This is a genomic window from Arachnia propionica (assembly GCF_003859805.1).
Lineage (GTDB): Bacteria > Actinomycetota > Actinomycetes > Propionibacteriales > Propionibacteriaceae > Arachnia > Arachnia propionica_C.
Map to the genome: position 1 here is coordinate 105,047 of NZ_RQZG01000007.1, position 21,895 is coordinate 126,941.

The following is a 21,895-nucleotide window of genomic DNA, read 5'->3' on the forward strand; positions in this document are numbered from 1 at the left end:
CGCTCAGCCGTCGTGACGGCGCATGAAGTCCAGCGCGGCGGCCCCGACCTCGTCGGGCTGCTCCATGGGCAGCGAATGCGATGCGCCCGGCCACACCGTCGCCTCACCCACGGGAAGCAGGTCCGCACGGGCCGCTGCGACCACCGGGTCGGTCAGCACGGCGCTGTCCCCGGCCAGCGACACGTGGAGGGGCACCGGGTAGCCACGGAGCTGTTCGTCGCTGAACAGCTCGGGCAGGGACCGTGCGGAGGAGTACCCCTTGGTCCCGGCGTCGATGAGTTGAACCATCGTGTCATCGGGGTCGATGGGCCCTCCGCCGATCCGTTCTAGGGCCGCGTCCCGCCAGGACTGTGGCAGGAAGGGCAGCGCGGCGGGCAGGGCCTCGAACAGGACCTCCGGGCGCAACCCCGAGAGCACCTGCGCCGGGTCGAGAAGGGTCACCGACGCCACCCGCCCCGGCTCGTGATACCCGAGGTTGGCAGCCAGCCAGCCACCGAACGAGTGCCCGACGACGTGGGCCCGGGACACACCGATCCCGTCGAGGGTCTGGCTGATCCACCGGGCCTGGTCCTGGCTCGAGACGATGGGAACGCTCTGATGACTCAGCCCCGCATCGCCCAGGGCGTCGAGGGCGTAGACGGGGCGATCGGCGGCGAGGACGGGCAGCAGTTCCCGCCACATGGGGATACCGGAGCCCCAGCCCGGGAGCAGCAGGATGGGAGTGGGGTCGCCGGTTCGGGGCCCGGGGAAGCGGACGATGTGGACCATTCCCCAGTCGGTCGGCACATCCCAGGTCCGGTCCACCGGGGGCAGTTCAGCCATCAGTTTCTCGTAGGCGGCGACGTAGGCGTCGCGGCTGGAACGGCTGCGCCACCGTCCGATCTGCGGTCCGCGCGGCCACAGCAGCACCACGTTCAACAGCACGGACAGCACCAGAACCGTGACCATCCAACGGCGGCGACGCCGCGACTTGGTTTCTCGCTCCACAGCCATGACAATACAATTGCACTGTAACCGTTGCAGTGCAAGTGCATTGGAGGCACCCATGCCGAGAATCGTCGACACTGACGCCCGTCGCGACGAGATCTGCCGGGCCGTCTGGGCAGTCATCGCCCGCAACGGCATCGAGGCCGTCACGCTGCGCGCGGTGGCCCGTGCCGCCGGAGTCTCCGTGGGACGGATCCAGCACTACTACCCCAGCCGCGAGGAGATGCTGCACGACAGCTGCCGTCGGATTCTCGACCTCGCCGCCACCGTCGCCGACGACACCCGGGGCACCGTCGCCGCACGACTCAGCCGCTGCCTCCACGCCCAGATCCCCACCACCCCACAGTTCGCCACAGGGGTCACCGTGTGGCTGAGCTTCGTCGCCCAGGGAGCCAGCGACCCGGGGATCGCTGAGCTTGTCCGCCACGGCCACGAGGCAGGGGTGGCGACGATCGCCGACCTTCTGCGCGACCTCGGGGCACCTCACCCCGAGCAGACGGCCCTGCACCTCCAGGCCCTTACCGAGGGTTTGGCCCTCCGCGTCACCTCGGGCAGCCTCAGCCCCGACGCGGCCATCTCGGCCCTGGATGAGGCCCTGGCCGCACTCACCCGATGACTGCCGGGACCAGGATGGCCGCCAGAATGAGTGTCGTGACGATCTCCCACCTCCCCAGGGCCTTGGCCGTCACCGGTCGGCCACGCATCGCCCCGAGCCAGGGCACGAGCCAGGCCCTGAGCGTCGTCGCCGCGAAGAAGGCGACCAGCCACCAGCGTCCCAGTCCGACGTCCCAGACGGCGAACAGCACCGTGAACGCCAGGTGCCAGGCCACGGAGTAGACGATGAAGTCGACGCGCCCCCGCTCCCGGATGTTGGTCTTGACGTAGAACACGGTGCCGAAGAAGTAGCCGAAGCACACCAGCGCCACCCCGTACAGCGTCGGACTCACCACCAGCGGCAGCAGACAGGCCGCGGCGACGGTGACCAGATCGGACAGCAGCGAACGTTCGTCGCGTCGCCACGAGAACCACAGTCCCGCTGCCGTGAGCGGGCCGAAGACCAGCCCCCAGACCCACCACTGGGGCTGCAGCGCCAGCAGCACGATCCCCAGTGCTGCGGTGATGCCGCCGTAGGTGGCGACGGCGTTGCGGTAGCGCGGCTTGAAGCGCGACTTCAGCCACAGCCCGGCTGCGAAGAAGGCGAAGTAGCCGAGCAGCCAGGTCGGCCCCAGCACCGCGACGGCGGGGTGGAACTCACTCGAACCACCGGCCCAGATCAGCGCCAAAACGTAGGGCAGGAGGACCATCGCCCACGCCCCGTGGTGATTCGGGACCCACCCCTGGGAGCGCCCCCGGCCCTGTGCTCGCACCATGCCCCGATACTAGGGACCCTGCGGTGAGCGGGGGGTTGCGGGGCAGGTCGTCGCGAAAACGTCACCGGTGGATGGCCAGCAGGATGCGCCATCCCCCCTTGGAGTTGTCCGCCCACTTCAGCAGCGTGGCTCCGCCGTCCCGGGTGCGGATGGTGTCCATGATGCTCCAGGACCCGGAGCTGTAGGACTCCCCCTCCGGGGTGGGGAGCGGAATCGGGGGAGCCAAGGGTTCGCCATCGCTTCTGGTAAGGGTCAGCTCCTCAGTGCCGAACAGACCCGGAACCCATGCATTCTCGGCCAGTGGATCATTGCCCACACCCTTGCTCGCCTCGGGGGGTTCCCACGCCTGTCCGCTCCACGAATCCAGCATCTGCCCTGACTCGGAGGAGACGTAAACCGTCGGGAATCCGGTGAACGAGCCCCCGATCTCCGGATCGCCAGCAGGGGCCTGCAGCGTCTCCTGGGTCTCGATGTTGGTCCATCGGTTCGTCCCATCCGAGGGGTCGTGGACCAGGGTCCATCCCCGATACAGCTTCACTTGCTGCTCCGGCGGGTTCTTGACTCCTCGGTCCAGCTGGGCGACGACCTTTGTCGGCTCCTGATCCGAGACCACATCCATCGGCCTCACAATGCAGTCCCCACACCCCGGCACTGGATCGTCAGCCGCCGAGATGTCAGGCAGCACCACCAGCCGGGACGAGCTGTTGGTCCCGGGCAGGAATTCCTGAGACCTCTTGGCCTCCCACTTCTGCTCCCCGGTGTGGATGTCGTAGGCGATCCGATCCACCACCACAACATGATCGGTCACCGACACCCTCTCCTTGTCACAGGAAAAAGGAAGAACGAAACGCACCTGACCGGTGAGCCCATCCAGCACCGTGAGCACCCCCTGTTTCCCACCACAGGTGGCGAAGACCACGGTGGTACCGTCAGGGGACAGCACCAGCCGATCATCCCACCCCTCTGCGAGGAGGTACCCAGCCAACGGAAAATAGGCCTTCCGGCGCTGGAGCTGGTACTGCCACAGTTGCTCCCCCGTCTCACCGTCAACCCCGACGACGGTGTCATCGTCACTCAGGATCGGACCCCGAGCCCCCGGAACAACCTGCGTCCCATCCATCAGCTCCAAGGAGGTGAAGGTCGCCACCAACTCCCCCTTCACCGTGTCGTTCGGAAGCCGCCCCGGCATCCTCGGCACCTCTGCAGAAGCCTCAGCCGTGATGGAGAGCACCGGCGACAGATCAGCCGTGACCTTCTGCACCCCGAACCCAGCACCCGCCACCGCCAGCATCACGCCAGCCGCCACGGGCAACACCACCACACGCCCCCGCAGCCGCTCCTTCTCCGCCACCGGAATCATCACGAACAGCAGAACAACTCCAGCCCCCACCAAACAGCTGAACCCCATCGCAGCCGCCGGATCAGGCCCCGCCCAGGTCAACGCTGTGGTGACGATGCGCCACGCCTGCACCGTCGCCGCGATCATCAGCCCCAGCCCCACCACACAGGCCACCCGCATCACACGAGAACGCAGGAACACCAGCGCCACCACCAACACCGCGACCCCGGACCCGAACAACGCCCACAACAACGCCGACAACTGACTCGGCCCAGACACCTCAGGGAATGCAGCTGCAAGCAGGAACCACAGACCAGCAGCCCCCAATCCCAGGCACACACCCACCAGACACGACCGCACCCACCGCCACACCGCGCTGGCCCCGTCCCTCACTGTCTGCTTCGTCTCCATGCGGCCCATTCTGCTTCACACAAGGGGCACCCCGAGCGTGCACCAACTGGCGGGTTGCTTGCGCGAGGTCGCGATGTCAACGCTGCCAACAAAGCAGAACGGCGATTCGTGCTCGAGGGGACGGCGCGGACCGGCGGGCGGTTCGATGAGCGAGCGGGCCGACGGGGACAGGGCGCGGGGGCGGTCAGTCGCCGCGACGGTTGTTCAGGGCCGCGGCGAAGTTCACCATCACGATCCCGACCCACGCCAGCGCGCCCGCGAAGAAACCGCCCGTCGAGAAGGCGATGGCGGTCAGCGGGATCGCCAGGGCCAAGGAGATGACCGCCAGTATCGTGCTCTGCGTCTTCTCGGCCTTTCGCTGACGTCCGGGAACCACACCGAACTGCTGCTCGTGGGCGCGGGTCAGCGGCCCGGTGGTCTGGCCCTGCTGCCTGCGGACCTCCGCCAGCACCTTCTCGGCGAACGAGTCCACCAGTGCCGGCTCCATCTCAGGGCCCAGATCCTGGCGGGCCTTCAGCACGGCTTCGAACTCGGACTTGTCCAGTGGCTCCGTCATGGGTCAAGTCTAGATCCGGGGTCCCAAGAGCCGCCTCGGGCCCCTTCCAACCCGTGCAGGAACCGCCGGTCTGCCTGCACGAGACGTCGATGTCAACGCTGCCAAACAAGCAGAACGGCGATTCGTGCTCGGATGGGACGGTGGGCGGTTTCAGAACCTCAGAAACAGGTGGTGGCGTCGGAACGCCGGGGAACCGACGGTTCGTGCCCCCTGATCGTCGGGTCCTCGGGATAGGCTCAGGTCATGGCGATGTCCAGTTCCCCCGAGAGTCCCCAGGCCCTGTCCCGGGTCGTGGGGGCCGTCGCCGACTGGGTCGGTCGGCTCGGTGAGATCTGGGTCAGCGCCCAGGTCATCGAGATCAAACGCCGCAGCTACGCCACCCAGTTCCTCACCCTGCGTGACCGCACCGTCGACATCTCCTGCTCCGTCACCACGACGGCGTTCGTGCTGGACGCCGCCGGTCCGATCCCCGAGGGCTCCGAGGTGATCGCCCGGTTGAGGCCCAGGGTGTGGGAGCGCAGCGGTTCCCTCAACTTCGAGTGCCTGGAGCTGCAGGTCGCAGGCACGGGCCGTCTCCTGGCAGAGCTCGACCACCGTCGCCGCGCACTCCAGGCCGAGGGCCTGTTCGACCCGCACCGCAAACGCCCCGTGCCCTTCCTGCCCCGCCGCATCGGGCTCATCACCGGCAAGGGCTCCGACGCCGAACGCGACGTGCTGCGCAACACCCGCCGTCGCTGGCCCGCCGTCTTCGAGATCGAGCACACCCTCGTCCAGGGCCCGCAGGCCGCCACCCAGATCATCACCTCCCTGCGGCACCTCGACGAGCACCCCGAGGTGGATGTCATCGTCATCGCCCGCGGCGGCGGCTCCCTGGAGGACCTGCTGCCGTTCTCCGACGAGGGCCTGGTCCGGGCCGTCGCCGCCTGCCGCACCCCGGTCGTCTCCGCGATCGGACACGAATCCGACGCCCCCTTGATCGACTTCGCCGCCGATCTGCGTGCCTCCACCCCCACCGATGCCGCAGCCAGGATCGTGCCGGAGCTCGACGCCGAGGAACAGTTCCTCACCCAGGCCCGGCAGCGGCTGCAGGGTGCCGTCGAGACCTTCCTGCAGCGCTGCGAACAGGAGCTGGCCGGGCTGCGTGCCCGACCCGTGCTGGCCTCCCCGCTGGCGGCCCTGAGCGGACACACCGACCGCCTGGCGCTGCTCCGACTTCAGCTGCGTGCCGCCGTCGAGCGCCGTCTGGCCGCTGAGCAGAGCCAACTGGACGCCCACCTGCAGGTGGTGCGGGCGCTGTCCCCGCAGGCGACGCTGCAACGCGGCTACTCCCTGCTGACCGCCGGCACCACCCCCGTCACCGCCGCCACCGCCCGGGTGGGTGAGACGATCACCGCTCATCTCGCCGACGGCGAACTGGACCTGAAGGTCACCGCGACAAGGAGCACCGATGAGTGATACCCCGAGCTACGAGACCGCCCGCGACGAACTGGCCACCACCGTCGCCACCCTCGAATCCGGCGGGATCAGCCTGGCCGAGACGATGGCACTGTGGAAGCGGGGCGAGGAGCTGGCCGCCATCTGCCAGGCCCACCTGGATGCCGCCCGGGCCGCCGTCGCCGAGAAGGAGGAGTCATGAAACCGAAACGACCACGCCACGTGCGTGTCCTGTTGCTGATGCTGTGCATCCTCATCGGCTTCGTTGTCATCGACGCGGTCTTCCGCCCATCGATCGAGGCAATGCGCTGGGTGCTCGGTTGTGTCGTGGCCTACCTGATCGCGGATGCCTGCACCAAGCGGGACGAGCAGGACTGAGGGCTTGTCCTCTCACTTCCCGAAGCGGCGCTCCCGCTGGGCGTAGCTGCGCAGCGCCCGCACGAAGTCGACCTTCCGGAAGTCCGGCCACAGGGCCTCGCAGAAGTAGTACTCGCTGTGCGCGGACTGCCACAGCAGGAAACCGGACAGCCGCTGCTCCCCGGAGGTGCGGATGATGAGGTCCGGGTCCGGCTGGCCCGCGGTGTAGAGATGCTCGGAGATCTCGTCGATCTCCAGGCTGCCCGCGACCTCCTCCAGACTCCGTCCCTGCGCGGCACGCTCCGCCAGCAGCGACCGGAAGGCGTCCCGCAGTTCGTGCCTGCCCCCGTAGGAGACCGCGACGTTGATGTGCATGCCCGTCACGTCCCGGGTGCGCTCCGCCGAGGCCCGGAGGCTCTCGGCCCGCTGCGTCGGCAACAGGTCCAGGGCCCCGACCGCCTGCACCCGCCACCGGTTCGTCGCGGCCAGTGCCGCCACCAACTCGTCGATGACGTCGAGCAACGGCTCCAGCTCATCGGAGGCGGAACGGGTCAGGTTGTCGGTGCTCAGCACCCACAACGTGATGACGGGGATACCGGCGTCGTCACACCAGTCGCAGAACTGCTGCAGCTTCGCCGCCCCGGCCCGATAGCCGGCGACGAGCGGCTGCCCGGGAGCGTTCAACCGCGCCCAGCGTCGGTTCCCATCCGCCAGCACGGCGACGTGCTGGGGCAGGCTCCGCGGGTCGAGCCGCTTCAGGACCCCGGACTCATACGTGGAGTAGAGCCACGCCGGGGGCCAGATGCGATCCAGGAGCCGCGATAGGGCAGACATGGTCCAAGGGTATCGGGCGCGAACGCCCTTTGAGGACCGTGCGGGGTTCCGGGTCCGTCACGAACTGGCGGGTTGCTTGCTCGGGACCGCGATGTCAACGCTGCCAGACAAGCAGAACGGCGATTCGTGCCCGGGAGAAGGACGTGCGGACTCGCGAGGACAGCGGGAGGACCCGAACCCGCCTTAGCCTTACCCCAGGACCAAAGCGGGAGCACAGCATGAACCCATGGAAGGACATCTGGATCTGGATCGACGCACTGCCGCGCGGCAGGCGGATCATCGTCACGGCCGCCGCCACGGTGACCCTCTGGTTTGCCGTCGTCCTGATGCTGCAGCTGAGGATCGACGCGTTCGACTGGATCCACATGACGCTGTTGTCGCTGGCGGTCGCCTTCGGCGCGGAGGAAGGACGCAGGATGCGCCGAGAGCTCACCCGGGGCAGGACTCACCCGGCCCCGGAAGAATCCCCAGCGTCAGATATCGTGCCACCGCCCGCTCGACGCACGGATCGCGACGATTGAGGGAGACGTGCCCGATGCCGTCGACGGTCAGCAGCTGTGCCGACTCCAGCCGCTCACTCAACCGGGCCGAGTTCTCCAGCGGCGTCACCGGATCACCCGTACGACCGATGACGAGGATCGGAGGTGCCCCCTCACCCCGCAGCTGCAACGGTGGCTGCACCCACGCGGTCCAGAACTCGCACATCGGCTGGGTACCCAACGAGGCCGCGAACACCGGGGCCTCCGCACGCACCCCCACCAACTCCTCCAGGGCGGCCAGGAACCCCCGATCCGGCCGATCCGCACACACCACCGCCGGCAGGGCCGAGGCCGCCTGCAGCCACCCGTCGTCGTAGTCCGTGTTGAGGTCCGAGGCGAACAGCAGCCCGGCACCGTCCCCATCGATGGCCTGCATGATGTCCGTCGCCAACCCCGGGTAGTGGTGCTCACCCCAGTACAGACTCCCCGCCACTCCCCGCGCCGCCAGGCCCTGCGTGAGCGTGCGTGACCCGACGGACAACGGTGCCCGGTCGAGGCGCTGCAACAACCCGGAGATCCGCTCCACCACCTCGGCCCCACTGTCACCCAGAGGACACGACGACTCGGTCCCGCACCAGTTCGCGAAGTGCCCGAGCGCCCGCTCCAGCCCTGCCAGGCTGACCAACGGCCGCTCACCCGTCACCTCGACCGCACCGTCGAGCACCATCCGCCCCACCCGCTCCGGGAACAGCTCCGCGTAGGTCGCCCCCAGCAGACTTCCGTAGGAGATCCCGAGATAGGAGGTGCGTGGCACCTTGAACAGGTGACGCAACAGATCCAGGTCACGGGCCACCTCGACGGTGGAGACGTGCTCCAGCAGCACCCCGGACAGTTCCCGGCAGGACTCCGCCAGGCTCTGCCAGGCCTGACGCAGCATCACCCGCTCGGCCTCGTCATCCGGGCTCCCGTCCGCCTCGTAGGCCGCGGTCAGTGCCTCGGGCGCGCACCTGACCGCCGTCGACTCCCCCACCCCGCGCGGATCCCACCCCACCAGGTCGAACCCCGGCAGCAGATCCGGCTCCATGCCGCGGATCACCGGGCCCGCCGCGCCGCCGGGACCCCCGGGATTGAAGAACAACGGACCGAGGATCCCGGTCCTGGACCGCAACCGGGTCACCGAGATCTCCAGCGCCGCCAGCCCCGGGTTCTCCCAGTCCAACGGCACCAGCACCGTCGCACACTGGGCAGGCGCACAGTCCCGCCAGACCAGCTCCTGGTCCCAGTACGCCGCCAGGTCCTCCCCAGGCGCCACGGGCAGCCCGGAGACGTCATCACCGCGCACCACCGGACGATCCGGGCTGTCCACCCCCGGCAGCACGGGTGCCAGGTGCTCCGCCACGGGCCGGGTCGGCACCCCCGGCTTCGCCGGCATCACCGGTGACGGTGATGGCGACGGCGTCACGGGCTCATCCGGTGTCGGGGCAGCGGTGCAGGCCGCCATCGTCACCGCGACGACGACGGCCACCAGCATCCCTCGGCCCCTCACCACCTCACGCCTTGCACGTGGTGCCCTCCGCCGGGATCGTACCCTCGAGGAGGTAGGCCGCGACGGCCTCGTCGACGCAGGCGTTGCCCGCCGTGACCGCCCCGTGCCCGGGACCGTCATAGGTCAGCAGGTTCCCCGACTCCAGCTGCTGCGCCATCGTCACCGCATGCTGGTACGGGGTGGCGGAGTCCCCGGTGGAACCCACCACGAGGATCGGGGCCGCCCCCGTACCCGTCAGCTTCAGGTGCGGGGCGGAGTCCGCCGTCCACAGCTCACAGGTGTAGTCCACACCCATGTTCGCCGCGAACAACGGTGACTTCGGCAGGAGCTCCTGCCACTGTTCCTGCAGCACGGTGATGCCGAGATCCGCATCGTCGACGCACCGGGTCGCGGGGAACGCGTAGGCCACCGTCTCCCAGCCCTGCTGGCCACGCCCGTTGAGCAGGTCGGAGGCCTGCAGCAGCATCGCGCCGTCCCCCGCCCTCGCCTTCACGATGGCCTGCGTCAGCACCGGGTACTGCTCGGCGCCCGAGTACAGGAACAGCGCGATGCCGGTCGCCCCCATCGCCTGGGTGAGCGTGCGGTTCCCGACGGTGAGCGGGGTGGCGTCCAGTCCCTTGATGAACTCCGAGGTGCTGGCGACGATCTCGTCGGTGCTGCCGCCCAGCGCACAGTTGCCCTGCGCCACGCACCAGTCCGCGTAGTTGCGGAACGCCAGCTCGAACCCCTCCGACTGCGCGACGGCCTCGTCGTTGGTGATGTCCACCGCCGAGTCCAGCACCAGGCGCCCCGTGTTCTCGGGGAACAGCTCCGCGTAGACGGCACCGACGTAGGTGCCGTAGGAGACCCCGACGTAGTTGAGCTTCTCCGCGCCCAGCAGGAAACGCACCAGGTCCAGGTCCCGGACGTTCTCGATGGTGGTCAGGTGGTCCAGCAGCTCCCCCGAGGCGTCCCGGCACTGCTGGGCGAACCCGGACCACGCCTCACGCAGCGCGACCTGCTCGGCCTCGTCGTCTGGTGTGGTGTCGGCGGTGAAGGCGGCATCGGTCTGCTCGGTGGTCCCGCACTGCACCCGCGTGGAGTCCCCGGTGCCGCGCGGATCCCAGGAGACGATGTCGTAGCCCTCCCACGACCCCTGCAGTTCCGAGCCCAGGGTCTGGGCGAACTCCTTGCCGCCGAACCCCGGCCCACCGGGGTTGACGAACAGCGGACCACGCGACGACTCCTTGGCCGGGATCCTGAGCAGGGAGATCTCCAGCGCAGCCTTCCCCGGGTTCTCCCAGTCCAGCGGCACCTTCACCACCGCACACTGACCACCCTGGCAGTCGGTCCACTCCAGGGTCTGCTCCCAGTACGGCTGCAACGTGTCACCGAGTGCAGCGGGCAGGGTCACGCTCGGGGCACCCGCACCCTCGTAGGTGACCTGCCGATCCGGGTTCAACCCCGACGGGTCGTCCCACGTCTCGTGCTCCGCCACCGGCACGCTCGGCACGCCCGGCTGCTGGGTGCCGACGGCAGGGGGCGTCTGGACCGACGGTTCGGCCTCCCCCGGTGTCGGCGACGACTCGGGTTGCTGCCGTGGCAGCACCATGCCCCCGACGAAGAAGGACACCACCAACCCGATGGCGATGAGGATCAGCAGCCGCTGCACCCAGGAGACCCAGTCGCGCATCAACAATCCTTTCCGAGGGCCGGGTCGCGCTCCGCCCGCGCCGTGAAACCAGAACACACCGAGGTCAGTGGGCACCGTCCGACCCCGTCAGGGCCACGCACCGAGACCTCGTCGGTGGGAACATGATGCGCCACGACGGTGCCACCGGCCACCCGCTCCCCGATGGCAGGGGCCCGCTTGAGGAAGTCCACGTAGAGCGGATGCTCGTAGGCCAGGCAGCACATCAGCTTCCCGCAGGCCCCCTGGATCCGGAGCGGGTTCGCCGCCATGTGCTGACTGCGTGCCAACCTCATCGAGACCGGCTCCACCTCGTCGAGGAACAGGGTGCAGCACAGTTCCCGCCCGCACATGCCCACCCCACCGGTCAGCCGTGCCACGTCCCGGGAGGCCACCTGCCTGAGATCCACACGAGCACCCAGGGCCCGGGCCAGGTCACCCACCAGCGCCCGGAAGTCCACCCTGCCGGGAGCGGTGTAGTAGACCACCGCCACCTTGTCGTGCCCACCACCGGCATCCACGCAGTCCGTGGCCACCACCTTCATCGGCAACCCGTGGGCGGTGATCCGTTCGACGGCGACCCGCTGGATCTCCGCCCGACGCTCCCGCCGGGCCTCGTCCCGACGCAGGTCGGCCTCGACGGCCCGCCCCACGCAGCGCGGCAACGGCGCATCGGTGCTCGCCACCTCCGGGGCCCACACCACACGCGCCACCTCCGGGCCGTCATCGGTGGGGTACAGCACCCAGTCCCCGACGGCGTAGTCATCGCCGCCGGGGTCGAGGTAGTGCAGCCGCCCGTGCTCCTCGAAGGTGACCGCCATGACTTTCGACATGGGTCAAGCGTAGTGGCGGTCCCTGACAGGAACGTGAATCAGGAGGTGCGTTCCTCCTTCGCGCGGGCACGGCCACGACGGAAGGCACCGTCGATGCCCCAACCACCACCACCGACGGCCACGAACAACAGCCCCACCGCGCCGAGCAGCAGGTCCCGGTCACCCGAGAAGCCCTCGACGCCGGGCAGGAACGGGCTGAACGCACCCCATCGGTAGAGCGCGAGCGACCCGATGGACAGCACCAGCATCAGCAGACCGACGACCCGCACCATCAGGCCGATCACCAGGAACAGCGCGATCCCGCCCAGCGTGAAACCGAGCACCCAGGTCATGAGCTGCGGCTGCGGCACCACCGTGGTGGCCAACCGCTCCGCCGTCGCCTCCGGGGCCGTGAGGATCTGGTAGCCGATCACCCCGAGGATCCCGGCCACCACCAGCCGCAGGAACATCAGCCCGAGCGAGGGCAGGAACTTGTCCGTCACCCGGGTCGGGACGGCCTGCGGGGCACGCACCTCGTCCTGCTGCGAGGTCGCGACGACCCCGAGGCGTTCATTGCGGGCCGCACGCTCCGCCGCGACCTGCTCCTCCAGGCGACGCTCCGCGTCCAGCTCCTCCTCCGGCACCACCGCCATGGCCGCCGTCGGTTCCGGCACCGGCTCACCGATCACCTCGGTCCGGGCCTCTGCCCCGTCCCGGAACACGTCTGCGGGCACCGCCGTCGTGGTCTCCTCGGCCTCCGGCACGATCGGACGTGGCCGGACCCGCTCCTCCACCACCGGCTCGGCAGCCGACGTCCCGGGCTCTGAGAACAGTGGCACCTCCTGCGTGGTGGTGACCTCGTCCTCGACCGGGATCGCTGCCTGTGGCTCCGGCTGGTCGACGACCTCGGGGGTCGCGGACTCGGCGGCAGGGGCCGGGGCCTCCGGCTCGATGGGGCTCGGGGCCTGCGGCATCCTCCTGGCAGCGGGGCCCTCCGCCTCGACGGGGGCCGGAGCCGTCAGGTTGTCCGGCACCTCGGGGGAACCGGGGGTCTGCGCGGCACGTGCCGGGGCCGCCCGCTCGGCGCCCTGCGGGGCCGGCATCGGTGTGAGCACCGACGTGTCCTCGGCCCCCGGCCCTCCCTCAGGGTAGGCGTGGGCCGCCCTCGGGTCACTCAGCACCACCCGGGTGGTCGGCTCCTCCTCGGCCTCCTCGACACGTGGTCTGGCGTTCGGGGGTGTCACCTGGACGGACTGCTCCGGGGTGTAGTCGTTCCACTCGGCCGGGCTGACCGCGGTGCCGTACTCACTCTGCTCGTCATCCCAGTCGGCGTCCCGGGGCGTGCCCTGACGCACCCACTCGCCGTCATTGCCTGAAGACATGGATCCTCCTGAAGCCGTCAACAGTTGCGAGACCCCCACCGCGAGGTGAGACCTCGTTTCCATCATGGCATCGACGGCATGGCCCGGGGCCAAGGCGCGCCCGCTTCCTGGACGTTCAGGAACGGGAGGCCCGGCCCAGCTCGACCAGCATCGCCTCCAACGCCAACACCGGGGCGACGTTGCGCTCCAGTGCCTCCCGGGCCGCCAGCAACGCGTCCAGGGCACGAATGGTCTGCTCCGGACGGGTCGCAGCCGCGAAGGGCAGGATCTGATCCGCCAGGTCCGCGTTGACCAGCGGCACCTCCTCGGCCGTCTGCGCGGCCAACACGTCCCGGTACCACCCCGTCAGCTCGGTCAACGCCCCGTCGATGGCGTCCCGCTGGAACCGCTTCACCCGGATCTTCTGCTGCTCCTCCAGGTCCTTGACCGCTCCCTGGGTGCCACGCGCCCTCACCCCCTTGACCCCCATCCCGAGTGCGGCCTGCAGCTCCGCCATCTCCTTGGCGTCCAGGTCCGCGGTCAACGCCGTCGCCTCGGCACTGGCGTCCTCGACGAGCCGCGCCGCCGCATCCAGGCACCCCGACAACGACGTCAACCGCAACGGCAGCTCCAGCACCGCACGACGGCGCGAACGCACCTCCTCGTTCAGCGCCAACGCCCGGGCCCGCCCGATGTGCCCCTGCGCGGCCTGCGCGCTGTGTCGGGCGAGGTTCTCGTCCACCTTGTCGCGTTCCACCAGCAGCCGTGCCACCTCCTCGACCGGCGGGGTGACCAGCCGCAGCTCCCGGCACCGGGAACGGATGGTGACGATCACGTCGTCGGCCGACGGCGCACACAGCAGCCACACCGTCCTCGGTGCCGGCTCCTCGATGGACTTGAGCAGGGCATCGGCCCCCCGCTCGGTGACCCGGTCCGCATCCTCCACCACGACGACCTGCCAACGACCCCCGACCGGTGAGACGTTGGCCCTGGAGACCAGGTCACGTACCTCGTCGACCCCGATGCTGAGTTTCTCCGTGCGCAACAGGGTGACATCCGGATGGGCACCCGACAAGGCAGTACGGCAGTCGTTGCAGACCCCGCAGCCGCCGTCTCGGCACTGCAGGGCCGCCGCGAAGGCACGAGCGGCATTGGAACGCCCCGACCCCGGCGGACCGACGAACAGCCAGGCGTGCGTCATCGCGTGCCGACCTCCCTCGACGGCGCGCCGCAGGGTGTCGACCGCCCGGTGCTGCCCCACCAACTCGTCCCACACACTCACGACGACAATCCTGCCAGCAGCCGTTCCACCCTCGCCGTGACACCCGCCCCGATCTGCTCGCGCGAGTTGCGGGCGTGGAGGACCAGGTACCTCTTCGGGGCGCGCCGGGCCAGATGCAGGAAGTGCTCCCGGGCGCGACGGTGGAAGTCCAGCCCCGCCGCCTCCAGCCGGTCCTGCTCCCGGATCCGCGCCACCGCCTGCCTGGGATCGGCGTCCAGCAGCACCGTCAGGTCGGGTGTGAGCCCACCGGTCGCCCAGGCCGCGACGCGCTCCACCTCCGCGAAGTCCAGCACCCGACCCGCCCCCTGGTAGGCGATCATCGAGTCCACGTACCGGTCGCACAGCACCACCTGGCCCCGCTCCAGTGCGGGACGGATCACCTCCTCGACGTGCTGCGCCTTGTCAGCAGCGTAGACGAGGGCCTCCGTGCGCGCGTGGAGCTCCTGGTGCCCCGGATCCAGCAGGATCTGTCTCAGCTTCGCCCCGATCCGGGTCCCACCGGGTTGCCGGGTCACCAGATGGGGCAGTCCTCGCTCCTCCAGCCACGCCGTGAGACGTCTGACCTGGGTCGACTTGCCCACCCCGTCGCCCCCCTCGAAGACGATGAACAATCCCCTGCTCATCGTCGGGCCTTCGTCAGCAGGCGTGTGACCTCGCTCACGTGATCCGGCCACTGTGTGACGAAGGCCTCCCGCTCGGCGACGGCGCGCTGCCGACACCGCTCCACCCGGCGCCCCAGCTCGAACGCCTCCGGGGCGCCCAGCCCGTCCAGCGAGTCCACCGTCGTCACGTCGGCGCACCGCCCCAACGCCCGGGTGATCCCGGTGAGCCGCTTCATCACCCGTCGTCCGGCCTTGCCGTGCAGGTGGGCCGCGACGGCCCCGCTGGCGCACAGCTGCTCGGCCGCCGCATGGGCGGCCCCCCAGTCCCGGTCCGGCGAGTCCGGGGACAGCATCCGGCACCGCTCGGCCAGGATCCGGGCCCCGTGCTCGGCACGACGCAGCAGCAGCCGTGCCGCCGGTTCCCGGGACGCATCACCCAGCCGCGGGGCCCGCACCGCCCCGACCAGGACGTCGATCACCTCCAGCACCCGGCTCCCCGGCTCCCCGAGCAGCAGCTCGTCCAGCTCCCGCAGCCACGCGGGGTCCAGCACACTGGCCAGGCCACGCGCATGCCCGCGGATGTCGCTGAACAGCGTCACCAGGGTGTCCGGGGCGGACAGCACCGCCGCGACCAGGGCCCGGAGATCCGTGGCGAACAGCCAGGTCACGAAGGCTTCCAAGGTCACCTCGCGACGACGTCCCCTGATCGGCTCCGGGAAGTCCGTGAAACCCGAGGCGGGTGGTCCGAGCCGCTGCTGCAGGGTGGGGAACCGCATGACCCGGGCCCCCGCCACCTGAGCCATCGCCGTCGTCACGGCCTCGCACCGCTCAGGTGTGGGATGCTCCAGGGTGAACGTGGCCTCACGGTACCGGGCGACGGTGACGCCACCGCGCAGCACCGTCACCTGCTCGTCACGGATCGTCCCGAGTTCCCCGTCCTCGCCCCGCATCACGTAGTCACGACGCTCACACTCGAGTCCCGCGACGGGACCGACGGTGGCACGTCGGATGAACGGCCGGATCCAGGCGACGAACTGGGCGGGCAGCTCGGCGGTCGCATCGATGTCCATGCTCCGCTCGGCGGGAAGGTGTGGCTGCCAGCCGGGAGCCGACAGGTACCAACCCCCCACGCCACCCTGCACCCGGTGGGCCAGCACGATCCCGGCCCGCAGCAGCCGGTCGTCGGAGGTGTCCAGCACGGTGACGTCGATGTGGTGGCTGGTGGAGCGGCGTTCCACCAGGGAGGTGATGTCGGCTCCCGCGAAGGTCAGTGGCGGCGGCCCCGCGTGGAAGGGCAGGTCGAACCGCATCACCTCAGCCGTGGACTTCCCCATGTCCTCACTCTCCCACACGCCCCCGACCCGTGGCCTACTTGGTGGTCTTCTTCGTCGTGGTCTTCTTCGTCGTGGTCCTCTTGGCGGTGGATCGGCGGGCCGGTTTCCTCGCCGGTCCCTTGGCCCGCTTCTCCGCCAGCAGTTCGAAGGCCCGCTCGGCGGTGATCTCCTCCGGGGAGTCGTCACGTCGCAGCGTCGCATTGGTCTCGCCGTCGGTGACGTAGGGCCCGAAACGTCCGGACTTCAGCACCACCGGTCTCCCGGTGGCCGGATCGGCCCCGAACTCCTTCAGCGGGGCCGCGGCCGCCGCCCGTCCCCGGGTCTTCGGGGCCGCGTAGATGGCGAGCGCCTCCTCCAGGGTGATGTCGAAGATCTGCTCCTCAGAGGTGAGCGACCTCGAATCGGTCCCCTTCTTCAGGTAGGGCCCGTAGCGGCCGTTCTGCGCGGTGATCTCCACACCGTCGGGATCCTTGCCGACGATGCGGGGCAGGGACATCAACCTCAGCGCCGTCGCCAGGTCCACCGTCTCGAGCGACATCGACGTGAACAGCGAGGCGCTGCGGGGTTTCGCGGACTTCGGGGATCCCTCGGGCAGCACCTCGGTGACGTAGGGCCCGAAACGACCGTTCTTCGCCACGACGAGGTTCCCGGAGTCGGGATCGGTGCCGAGCTCGCGTTCCTCGTCGAGCGGGCGCGACAGCAGCTCCTCGGCCACCTCGACGGTGAGCGCATCGGGGGCCATGTCGTCGGGGACGTTGGCGCGCTTGCCGTCGGCGGCCTCCACGTAGGTGCCGTAGCGCCCCACCCGCACGTCGATGCCGGAGTCGCGCAGCGGGAAGGTGGACAGTCCCTTGGCGTCGATGTCACCCAGCTCGGTGACGAGCTTCTCCAACCCCTTCGCGGCGTCCCCCTCGGGGCCGTGGTAGAAGTCGGAGAGCACCTGGAGCCGCTCGGCCTTGCCCCCGGCGATCTCGTCGAGCAGGTCCTCCAGGTGCGCGGTGAAGTCGTAGTCCACCAGCTCGGAGAAGTGCTCCTCCAGCAGCCGGGTCACCGCGAAGGCCAACCAGGTCGGCACCAGGGCGGACCCCTTCTTGAACACGTAGTCCCTGGCGGTGATGGTGCGGATGATCGACGCGTAGGTGGACGGGCGGCCGATCTCCAGCTCCTCCAGTTTCGCCACGAGGGAGGGTTCGGTGTAGCGGGCCGGGGGTTTCGTCTCGTGCCCGGCGGCCCTGACCTGCTCGGCGACGAGCTCGGTCCCCTTCGTCAGCTGCGGCAGTCGCGACTGCGTGTCGTCGCTCGTCTGGTCGTCGTCGGTGCCCGCGACATAGGCCTTGAGGAACCCGTGGAAGGAGATGGTGCGTCCTGACGCGGTGAGTTCCGCCCGGGTGAACCCGGCTGCGGCGACCGGGGCGTGGATGTGCACCGAGATCTGCTCGCCCCGGGCGTCGGCCATCTGGGAGGCCAGGGTGCGCATCCAGATCAGCCGGTACAGCCGCTGGGTGTCACCGACCAGCCCGGTCTCGTCGGGGTGCCGGAAGACGTCCCCGGCGGGCCGGATGGCCTCGTGGGCCTCCTGCGCGTTCTTGACCTTGGAGGCGTAGATGCGGGGCTTCGCAGGCAGGTAGCGCTCGCCGAACAGCTCGGCCACCTGGGCGCGGGCCGCCGCGATGGCGGCGCTGGACAGGGTCACCGAGTCCGTTCGCATGTAGGTGATGAAGCCCTTCTCGTAGAGCTCCTGGGCCACGGACATGGTGCGCTGCGAGGTGAACCCGAGTTTGCGTCCCGCCTCCTGCTGGAGGGTGGTGGTGCGGAACGGTTCGTAGGGGCGGCGCGTGTAGGGCTTGGCCTCCACCTCGTCGACGGTGAACCGCGCATCCTGCAGGGCCTCGGCCAGGGCCTCGGCTGCCTCCTGGTCGAGGATCACGGCCTGCTGGTTCGTCGCCTCGCCGGTGGCGTCGAAGTCACGGCCCTGGGCCACCCGGGCCCCGTCCAGCCCGGTGAGCCGGGCGGGGAAGGTGCGGGGATCGGCCTGCTCACCGGCGTCGAGGACCGCGTCGAGATCCCAGTAGGAGGCGGGCACGAAGGCGATGCGTTCCCGTTCCCGGTCCACCACCAGCCGGGTGGCCACGGACTGCACCCGGCCCGCCGAGAGTTTCGGCATCACCTTCTTCCACAGCACGGGGGAGACCTCGTAGCCGTAGAGTCGGTCGAGGATGCGGCGGGTCTCCTGCGCATCCACCAGGTCGGCGTCGAGTTCCCTCGGGTTGGCGACGGCCTCGGCGATGGCGCTGGGGGTGATCTCGTGGAACACCATGCGCCGGGCCGGGACCTTCGGCTTGAGTTCCTCCAGCAGGTGCCATGCGATGGCCTCACCCTCGCGGTCACCATCGGTGGCGAGCAGGAGTTCGTCGGCCTCCTTGAGCCTGGCCTTCAGGTCACGCAGCGTGCTCTTCTTGTCGGCCGCGACGACGTAGAGCGGGGCGAAGTCATCGGCGATGTTCACCCCGGTGCGGGCCCACTTGGCGCCCTTGTACTTCTCCGGGACCTCGGCGGCCCCGGTCGGGAGGTCGCGGATGTGTCCACGGCTGGACTCCACGATGTAACCGTCGCCCAGGTACCCGGCGATCTTGGTTGCCTTCGTGGGCGACTCCACGATCACGAGCCGCTTCAGCTTCTCAGCCATGCTTCCTCCCTGATTCACTGCATGGGAACAATAGCCGACACCCCAGCCGTGGGGCGCAGGTACTGCTCCCTGAGTGCCTGACGCACCACCGGCAGGGCCTCCCGGGCGACCTCGGTGACGGGCTGCTCCAGCAGGTGGGCGACGGCGGCGACGGTCTGCCCCACGGCCAGTTCGCCGTCGAGGGCACCCAGCACCGCCCCGGTCGTGGTGGCGAGCCGGAGCCCACGCAGCAGGCCGGTGCGCTGCCGCAGCACCAGGTGTTCGGGGTCCTCGGCCCCGGGCTGTCCAGTGGTCTCGACCACGACCCGGTCCAGGGCAGGGGTGAGCCGCAGCAGCTGTTCGTCAGGCAGTTCGGCGGCGCTGACGGCCTCGGCGTGGGCGGCGAACACCGCACCGACCGGTTGGGCGACGGCGTGTGGCCAGGACTCGCAGCGGATGTCGGGGGTGATGCGTCCCGAGTTGGTGACCAGCACCCAGCCCAACCCCACCTCGTCGATGCCGAGCCGGTCGAAGTAGGCCAGCCAGCGCCGGTAGGTGGGCTCCCACAGCTCGGTTCCCGCCAGCCCGGCGTCGGTGAGCCACATCTCGACGTAGGCGAACCGGTCCAGGCGTTCCCGTTCCAGGACCAGCAGGTCACAGCCGGAGCCCGCCACCCAGGATGCGAGCCTCTCCTGCCACGGTTGCCCGGCGACGACGGCCCAGTTGGTCAGCAGCTGCAGGCTGCCGCCGGGGTTGAGGTGAGCGGGGGCCTGCCGGATGACCGCCTCGACCAGGCCGTCGCCGGTGAACCCCGATTCCCGGTAGGTGAGGCGCTCACCGTCGGGAGGACTCATCACATAGGGCGGGTTGGAGACGATGAGGTCGAAGCCGTCGTCCGCCACCGGATCGAACAGGGAGCCCTCGCGGAAGTCGATGTCCATCCCGCTGAGGGCCGCCCCGAGCCGGGCGAGCCGGAGGGCCCGCGGGTTGACGTCGGTGGCCACCACCTGCTGGCAGTGCCTGCTCAGGTGGAAGCTCTGCACCCCGCACCCGGTACCGAGATCCAGGGCACGCCCGACGGGGGTGCGCATGGTGATCTGGGCCAGGGTCTGTGAGGCCGGGGAGGCTCCCAGCACGTAGTCGGGGCGTGGTGGGGTGACGGTCCCGTCGAGGCCGGGGGTGAGGTCGCTGACCAACCACCCGGAGGCCCCGTCGTCGGGGGAGCCGTAGGGTCTGAGATCCACCACGGCGCGCACCTCGTCGCCACACCGGCTGAGCACCTCCGCCTCGAGCAGGTCGGCCAGGTGTGCCCCGAAGGTCTCCTCGACCGGTGCCGAGGCCACGGTCTGCTGGAGCAGGAACAGGCGGATCAGCACCGCCTGCGGGTCCAGCCCCCCGGCCAGCCCGACATCGGCGGGAACGGTGGAGTTGCGACCGAGCCCGGCCTGGCCGGTCCCGCCGATCCGTTCCAGCACGGCATCGGTGGTGTAGTCGTGGGTGAGCAGCGTCTCGCTGAGGCCGGTGAAGTCCATGGCCCAACTGTGTCATCCCTCCTCCTTCCTCGCCGCATCACATCAGCCCACACCACGGTGCGGGCCGTGTGACGATGGCCGCGTCGTACTGCGTCGCGCCGCGTGTTCCGGCCCCATCCCACCCCAGCCCCTCGTGCACGAACCACGGGGCCGCGTGACCTGAAACCGCCGTGTCTCGCGTGGACGGTTGGGAGGCGTGGCCCGGACATCACCCCGTCCCGGCGGTGGCGGTGCGGGTCACGGCCAGACCGGTTCGGCCGAGCCCGGCACCCAGCGGCACCCGGATGCTGACCTCGACGACGAAGCTGCGGGGTTCACCGAAGACCTGGCAGGTCTCCAGGTCCGCCTCGTTGGCCTCGGCGGTGCGGGTGGCGATGGCACAGCCGTCCTGCCCCTGCGCCACCGCCTCCGCCGCGGCGAGTGCCGTCAGGTCGGCGGCACCGCCAGCCCTGGTCGCAGCACCGAGCCAGCCCACCAGCACCAACGCCCCCGTGACGACGGCGACCAGGGCCAGGCAGACCGCGGCCACCATCAGCGTTCCCGCGCCACGTTCGTCTGGTCTCATGGCCCCTCCCCCGGCTCCCAGGGGGTGAAGGCGTGGGCCGTGAGCGGCACCACCCCCAACCCGGGCACCTCCACCTCTGCGGTCAGGGTCACCGCCACCCCCTCACGGGTGGTGTCGATGCTGGCCGTGGCCCCGGCCGGGGCCCGCTCGGTGGCGGCATCCGCCGCCGTGGTGTCCCCGCGGGCCAGGTACCGGGCGGTCTCGGCGGCCGCGGTGTGCAGCCCTGCCTGGGTCACCCCGAGCAGCACCACGGCGGTGAGGGTGCCGAGCAGCATCACCACGACGATGAGCCCGATGGCCAGTTCCACCGTCACCATCCCTCGTTGACCGCACCCACGCCCCGTGGTCCAGACCTTGGGGCGTGGGACGGCCGGAGCCGTCCCACGCATGAGGGTCAGTCGTGGGCCGCGGCCTGGACGAAGATGTCGGTGACCCACTTCATCATGGCGTCGAAGATGGAGTTGTCGTTGAAGATGCGCAGCAGCAACAGGGCTGCTGCGGCGGCCCCCAGCAGACCGATCGCGTACTCGACGGTGGTGAGTCCCCGTTCGGCGTGCCGACGGGCCGGCCGGGAGGAACGGGTGCTGCGGCGGACAGGGATCAGGGCGGACATGGCTTCTCCTTTGAACTCATCCCGGTCGGCTCTCGACCGGTGATACTCCCACCATGGACACAGGAGCTGCGCCAGGACGTTTTCCCACATCCCCTCCTCGAGGTGACAACACCTCAGGCCCTGGTGACAACACCCGGGCCGGACTGC

22 protein-coding genes are annotated in these 21,895 nt (G+C 69.9%); 5 read left to right on the forward strand and 17 right to left on the reverse strand.

The annotated features are described in order from the left end of the window. Positions 1–3: 3 nt before the first annotated feature. Positions 4–993, reverse strand: coding sequence for an alpha/beta fold hydrolase (locus tag EII34_RS07690; protein ID WP_260425085.1), 990 nt, complete (start codon positions 991–993; stop codon positions 4–6). Between the two features lie 52 nt (positions 994–1,045). On the opposite strand from EII34_RS07690, the gene EII34_RS07695 reads away from it, so the two are divergent. Beyond that, on the forward strand, positions 1,046–1,603 hold the full coding sequence (locus EII34_RS07695) for a TetR/AcrR family transcriptional regulator (RefSeq protein WP_185711227.1): 558 nt from the start codon (positions 1,046–1,048) through the stop codon (positions 1,601–1,603). Here EII34_RS07695 and EII34_RS07700 read toward each other — a convergent pair. The 3 genes from EII34_RS07700 to EII34_RS07710 form a co-directional block, all read right to left on the reverse strand. Continuing rightward, positions 1,593–2,357, reverse strand: coding sequence for a YwiC-like family protein (locus EII34_RS07700; RefSeq protein ID WP_124844568.1), 765 nt, complete (start codon positions 2,355–2,357; stop codon positions 1,593–1,595). The genes EII34_RS07695 and EII34_RS07700 overlap by 11 nt on opposite strands. 61 nt (positions 2,358–2,418) lie before the next feature. Beyond that, positions 2,419–4,107 (reverse strand): outer membrane protein assembly factor BamB family protein, encoded by a 1,689-nt coding sequence (locus tag EII34_RS07705; protein WP_185711228.1) that lies wholly within the window; start codon positions 4,105–4,107, stop codon positions 2,419–2,421. A 184-nt stretch (positions 4,108–4,291) separates the two neighbouring features. After that, entirely contained in the window at positions 4,292–4,663 is a 372-nt protein-coding gene (locus EII34_RS07710; protein WP_124844570.1) for a hypothetical protein, read from the reverse strand. A gap of 243 nt (positions 4,664–4,906) precedes the next feature. Here EII34_RS07710 and xseA point away from each other — a divergent pair, with 243 nt between their 5' ends. The 3 genes from xseA to EII34_RS07725 are packed head-to-tail and all read left to right on the forward strand — an operon-like array spanning position 4,907 to position 6,475. Continuing rightward, positions 4,907–6,118, forward strand: a complete 1,212-nt coding sequence (xseA, locus tag EII34_RS07715) for an exodeoxyribonuclease VII large subunit (protein WP_124844571.1) — start codon at positions 4,907–4,909, stop codon at positions 6,116–6,118. Further along, a complete protein-coding gene (locus tag EII34_RS07720) occupies positions 6,111–6,299 on the forward strand; it encodes an exodeoxyribonuclease VII small subunit (protein ID WP_124844572.1) in 189 nt (62 codons plus the stop codon). The genes xseA and EII34_RS07720 overlap by 8 nt, the downstream gene beginning before the upstream one ends. Next, positions 6,296–6,475: a hypothetical protein gene (locus EII34_RS07725; protein WP_124844573.1), complete on the forward strand. Its 180-nt coding sequence runs from the start codon at positions 6,296–6,298 to the stop codon at positions 6,473–6,475. The genes EII34_RS07720 and EII34_RS07725 overlap by 4 nt, the downstream gene beginning before the upstream one ends. A gap of 12 nt (positions 6,476–6,487) precedes the next feature. Here EII34_RS07725 and EII34_RS07730 read toward each other — a convergent pair whose 3' ends face one another. Further along, positions 6,488–7,288 (reverse strand): isoprenyl transferase, encoded by an 801-nt coding sequence (locus tag EII34_RS07730; protein ID WP_124844574.1) that lies wholly within the window; start codon positions 7,286–7,288, stop codon positions 6,488–6,490. A gap of 218 nt (positions 7,289–7,506) precedes the next feature. On the opposite strand from EII34_RS07730, the gene EII34_RS07735 reads away from it, so the two are divergent. Further along, positions 7,507–7,809, forward strand: coding sequence for a hypothetical protein (locus EII34_RS07735; RefSeq protein ID WP_124844575.1), 303 nt, complete (start codon positions 7,507–7,509; stop codon positions 7,807–7,809). On the opposite strand, the gene EII34_RS07740 is transcribed toward EII34_RS07735, so the two are convergent. From EII34_RS07740 to EII34_RS15930, 12 genes are all read right to left on the reverse strand, one after another. Further along, positions 7,718–9,313 carry an alpha/beta hydrolase gene (locus EII34_RS07740; protein ID WP_124844576.1) on the reverse strand — a complete coding sequence of 532 codons (1,596 nt, stop codon included), beginning with the start codon at positions 9,311–9,313 and terminating at the stop codon, positions 7,718–7,720. The two genes, EII34_RS07735 and EII34_RS07740, sit on opposite strands and share 92 nt — an antisense overlap. A gap of 4 nt (positions 9,314–9,317) precedes the next feature. Next, entirely contained in the window at positions 9,318–10,985 is a 1,668-nt protein-coding gene (locus EII34_RS07745; RefSeq protein ID WP_124844577.1) for an alpha/beta hydrolase, read from the reverse strand. Further along, positions 10,985–11,815, reverse strand: a complete 831-nt coding sequence (locus EII34_RS07750; RefSeq protein ID WP_124844578.1) for a PSP1 domain-containing protein — start codon at positions 11,813–11,815, stop codon at positions 10,985–10,987. The genes EII34_RS07745 and EII34_RS07750 overlap by 1 nt, the downstream gene beginning before the upstream one ends. Before the next feature lie 38 nt (positions 11,816–11,853). After that, positions 11,854–13,176: a DoxX family protein gene (locus EII34_RS07755; protein ID WP_124844579.1), complete on the reverse strand. Its 1,323-nt coding sequence runs from the start codon at positions 13,174–13,176 to the stop codon at positions 11,854–11,856. Positions 13,177–13,291: 115 nt separating this feature from the next. After that, positions 13,292–14,437, reverse strand: a complete 1,146-nt coding sequence (locus EII34_RS07760) for a DNA polymerase III subunit delta' (RefSeq protein ID WP_124844580.1) — start codon at positions 14,435–14,437, stop codon at positions 13,292–13,294. Then, positions 14,434–15,060 carry a dTMP kinase gene (gene tmk, locus EII34_RS07765; RefSeq protein ID WP_124844581.1) on the reverse strand — a complete coding sequence of 209 codons (627 nt, stop codon included), beginning with the start codon at positions 15,058–15,060 and terminating at the stop codon, positions 14,434–14,436. Before tmk ends, EII34_RS07760 begins: the two co-directional genes overlap by 4 nt. After that, complete coding sequence (locus EII34_RS07770; protein WP_124844582.1) at positions 15,057–16,373, reverse strand: CYTH domain-containing protein; 1,317 nt, start codon at positions 16,371–16,373, stop codon at positions 15,057–15,059. The genes tmk and EII34_RS07770 overlap by 4 nt, the downstream gene beginning before the upstream one ends. Before the next feature lie 34 nt (positions 16,374–16,407). Then, positions 16,408–19,059 carry a type I DNA topoisomerase gene (gene topA / locus EII34_RS07775; RefSeq protein ID WP_124844583.1) on the reverse strand — a complete coding sequence of 884 codons (2,652 nt, stop codon included), beginning with the start codon at positions 19,057–19,059 and terminating at the stop codon, positions 16,408–16,410. 14 nt (positions 19,060–19,073) lie between these two features. Next, positions 19,074–20,570 carry a DUF7059 domain-containing protein gene (locus tag EII34_RS07780; RefSeq protein WP_124844584.1) on the reverse strand — a complete coding sequence of 499 codons (1,497 nt, stop codon included), beginning with the start codon at positions 20,568–20,570 and terminating at the stop codon, positions 19,074–19,076. 208 nt (positions 20,571–20,778) lie between these two features. Further along, on the reverse strand, positions 20,779–21,135 hold the full coding sequence (locus EII34_RS07785; protein ID WP_124844585.1) for an Rv3654c family TadE-like protein: 357 nt from the start codon (positions 21,133–21,135) through the stop codon (positions 20,779–20,781). After that, entirely contained in the window at positions 21,132–21,449 is a 318-nt protein-coding gene (locus EII34_RS07790; protein ID WP_124844586.1) for a TadE family type IV pilus minor pilin, read from the reverse strand. Before EII34_RS07790 ends, EII34_RS07785 begins: the two co-directional genes overlap by 4 nt. A gap of 80 nt (positions 21,450–21,529) precedes the next feature. After that, positions 21,530–21,748 carry a DUF4244 domain-containing protein gene (locus EII34_RS15930; RefSeq protein WP_185711229.1) on the reverse strand — a complete coding sequence of 73 codons (219 nt, stop codon included), beginning with the start codon at positions 21,746–21,748 and terminating at the stop codon, positions 21,530–21,532. Between the last annotated feature and the right edge of the window lie 147 nt (positions 21,749–21,895).